Origin of the sequence: uncultured Clostridium sp. (genome assembly GCF_934754915.1) — a bacterium.
In the GTDB taxonomy this organism is placed as follows: Bacteria; Bacillota; Clostridia; order Clostridiales; family Clostridiaceae; genus Clostridium.
The window spans coordinates 1-3,581 of sequence record NZ_CAKVKB010000238.1 but is presented as its reverse complement, the minus strand read 5'-3'; the positions used below and the strand labels follow the sequence as shown (position 1 = coordinate 3,581).

Annotated in this window: 4 protein-coding genes; all 4 read left to right on the top strand. The window is 30.4% G+C overall.

Features of this window, described 5'->3' with window-relative positions; translation table 11 throughout:
- The first annotated feature begins 748 nt into the window (after window positions 1-748).
- From Q0F58_RS18130 to Q0F58_RS18115, 4 genes are read left to right on the top strand one after another with little or no spacing between them, the layout of a single operon-like run.
- The gene (locus Q0F58_RS18130) at window positions 749-1,444 is read left to right on the top strand and encodes a YveK family protein (RefSeq protein ID WP_294379264.1); all 696 of its coding nucleotides are present in this window, start codon (window positions 749-751) and stop codon (window positions 1,442-1,444) included.
- A complete protein-coding gene (locus tag Q0F58_RS18125; RefSeq protein WP_294379262.1) occupies window positions 1,444-2,220 on the top strand; it encodes a tyrosine-protein phosphatase in 777 nt (258 codons plus the stop codon). The genes Q0F58_RS18130 and Q0F58_RS18125 overlap by 1 nt, the downstream gene beginning before the upstream one ends.
- Window positions 2,221-2,222: 2 nt before the next feature.
- Window positions 2,223-2,939 carry a CpsD/CapB family tyrosine-protein kinase gene (locus tag Q0F58_RS18120; protein ID WP_294379260.1) on the top strand — a complete coding sequence of 239 codons (717 nt, stop codon included), beginning with the start codon at window positions 2,223-2,225 and terminating at the stop codon, window positions 2,937-2,939.
- The gene (locus Q0F58_RS18115; RefSeq protein ID WP_294379257.1) at window positions 2,917-3,456 is read left to right on the top strand and encodes a hypothetical protein; all 540 of its coding nucleotides are present in this window, start codon (window positions 2,917-2,919) and stop codon (window positions 3,454-3,456) included. Before Q0F58_RS18120 ends, Q0F58_RS18115 begins: the two co-directional genes overlap by 23 nt.
- The last annotated feature ends 125 nt before the right edge of the window (window positions 3,457-3,581 follow it).

Genomic DNA, 3,581 nt, shown 5'->3' with positions numbered 1-3,581 from the left:
CGAAGCAAAAGATGGCTCAAATATACAATTATATGAGTCAAATGGTTCAAAGGCGCAGAAGTGGCAATTTCATGATGTCTAATCTTAATAATATAATATTATATATTATAAATTATAAAAAAAGTCACATTTAATAAAACAGTATATAGACTCATTATTGTTCTTAGACCAGTAATCTTTTCCTGTTGATAGTGGTAATGAAATATACGTATAGAATTTAATTTAAAATAGATGAATCCACAGAGGGTACTTGATATTAGAATATTCGACAATTACAATACGAATGGGTTACTACAATTATCTGATGCTATTAAAAAGTTATGCTATTAATTTCTATTTAATTCTTACATTGAGTGCTACCCTCATTGTGGATGTGTTTACATTGTTAAGGCTGGATATGACATTGAATCGGATATATTCGAATTTTGCAATACAATAACAGATTCTATGAATATGTGCGATTATGAATTAAATTTAATATCTAATTTTGAAGAACAATCCGCAAGTTTTTTTTTTTTAATGATGTATATAAATTTTAGTAAAATTGACACTTAGCTATGAAGAAAAACATATGGCTAAGTTTTTTTTTAATGTAAAGTATTGCAATTATAAATTATATTGTGAAATTTTTATTTTCAATAGATATTATATTTATGCTATACTTATATGCGCAAAAGATACATTGGAATAATTGTTATATAGTAATTAATTTCATTGTAATGTTTTCTATAAAAAAAGGGAGGGTATTATGAATTCAAGAATGAATCAAGTTGACATTCTAGAAGAAGAAACTATTGATTTATCAGAATTGTTTCTTTCGGTTTTAAAATATTTTAAATTGATTATTGTTTTATGTTTATTATTTGCCTGTTGTGGGTTCTTTGGAACCAAATTATTGATTGCTCCAACGTATACGGCTAGTACTTCAATTTATTTAACACCACAGATTAGTGAGAGTGGTTCTTTGGATTATAATTCACAGATGGCCAATAGTAAATTGGTTACGAATGCGGTGAACTTATTAACTCAAAACAACATTATGTCTGAGGTAGCTAAAGATGTTGGGTTGGATAGTGCTTCTAGTGTTAAAAAGTTTGTTAGTGTAACGAATGAATCTAATACGGAGATTATTACAATTTCAGCTACAACGACGGATCCTAAATTATCTAAGGATATCGCTAATGATACAGTAAGTACTTTTGTTCGTACTATGCAGAAGAATTTGAATGTTCGTAATATTGAAGTAGTAGACAAGGCAAAATTGTCTTATGTACCTAGTGGTCCAAATGTTAAGAAGAATACTTTATTAGCTACTATGGTAGGTTTTGTATTAGGTTGTGGTTATGCAACATTGAGATTCTTATTTGATAATCGTTTACGTACGAAGGAAGAGGCAGAAAAATACTTGGGCATTCCAGTATTCTGCGAGATTCCTGAACTATAATGGCTAAGTATATTGATTTGCATTCTCATATTGCTTGGGGTATTGATGATGGTATGCCAAGTGTTGAGGATGCCATTAGTTCATTAGAATCTGCTAAGAAGGATGGTATTGTAGGTATATGTAGTACACCTCATTTTATTCCTGGTCAATTAGATGTTCATATCTATAATGAAATGGTAACTCGTCAATTAGAATTAAGAAAGATGAGTCCTATCCCTATTTATTTTGGTGGGGAAGTTATGATGAATAGTGAATTTATTGATGGATTAGAATTAGATTTATATCCTACTTTAAATAGTAGTAAATACATGTTAGTAGAATACAATGTTCTTCGTGATATTCATTCGATTGATTATAGAGATGAATGTTTATATGAATTGAAGATGAAGGGGTTTATTCCAGTACTGGCTCATATTGAAAGATATTTCCATGATGGATTAGATTATGACATTATTGATCATTGGGTAGATGTGGGTTGTGTTTTACAGTTAAATCGTACTTCGATTCTTGGTGTGAATGGAAAGAAAATCCAAGCGAATGCATTAGAATTATTAGACAATGGATATTGTGATGTGATTTGTACAGATACGCATAGAGCGAGTGGAAATAGAATTGAAAAATTGAGTGATGTGTATTCTGTAGTATCAAAACGTATTGGGCAAGGCAATGCGGATATCTTATTTTATGAGAATCCTAAGTTATTACTGAGTAATAAAGCAATATTAAATATTGAGGTTGTAAAGAAAAAGAAACTGTTTGGTTTCTTTGGGAGATAGAAATGGCAAGAAAGAAAAGAAATCAATTTGATGTGGATGAAATCTATCGTGGATTACGTACAAATATTGAATTTAGTCAGATGGATGATGCAATTCAAGTAATCAACGTAGTGAGTACAATTCCGAATGAAGGTAAGAGTACTATAGCTTGTAACTTAGCTCGTATTATGGCTGCTAAATATAAAAATGTGTTATTAATTGACTGTGATTTAAGAAATGCTTCAGTTCATAAAACATTACAAATTTCAAATCGTTTTGGATTAACAAACATTATTTCTGAATTTAGAGAAGGTACAAGCATTCATTCTTATGAAGGTGTACAACAAGTACAATATGATGGAGGATATGCACTATCAGTAATTACTGCAGGTCATAGAGTACCAAATCCTAGTGAAGTATTAGGATCAAAAAGATTAGCTAAGTTCTTAGAACAAGCACGTAAAGAATTTGGATATATTATTATTGACTGTCCACCAATGGCAGTCGCATCTGATGCTATTCCATTATGTAATGTAAGTGACGGTGTTCTTTATGTAGTTGACTCTAAGGCATCAGATAAACGTAAAGTTAAAGCAGCCATTAATGATGTTGAAAGAAATGGTGGTCACGTCATGGGTGTTGTATTAAATAAAGTAGAATCAGCAAGTGATAGTAATTATGGATATGGCTACGGATATGGTTATGGAGGAGAAGACAATGGTAAAAAGCAGAAGAAATAGTTTTATTATTTTAGCTTCAACTCTATTATTAACTGGATGTGGCAATAGTGAATTAGAAATCACTCAAAATGATATTCTAGAAGTGGCAAGAGATGATGCAAATGCTACAAAAAAAGAATGCTCGAATGTATCTGTTCAAGAAGAGAAGAAATACTATACTGTAAGCTTTGATACAACTACTGGATTTTATGAGTATAAGATTGGTAAAGATGGTATTATACGAGAAAGAAATTATAAAAGAAGTAATAGTGAAGATGTTTCTACGACTGCACCTATAGAAGAGAAGAAGGAAGAAACTAAAAAAGAAGAATCAACTTCTTTTGATGAAAATCAACAACAAGCAATCAATGCAGTTCTTGCCAATGCAGGTCTAGGACAAGAAGATGTAACAGATATTGGTTGTACTTTAGATGAAGCTACACAACAATATACAGTTACATTTAATTTCCAAGGTACGAATAATACTTCAACAGTTGATGCGCAAAGTTTTGCCGTATTATCAACTATTATGGGTTAATTTATTTAATAAGAAAAGGATACTTTATGATTAACGCTTACATAAAGATTTGTCCTTTTCTTTTTTTTTTAGTATAATAAGTAGGTCATATGGAGTTGATGATTTAATGTCAAAAATAGGAAGTT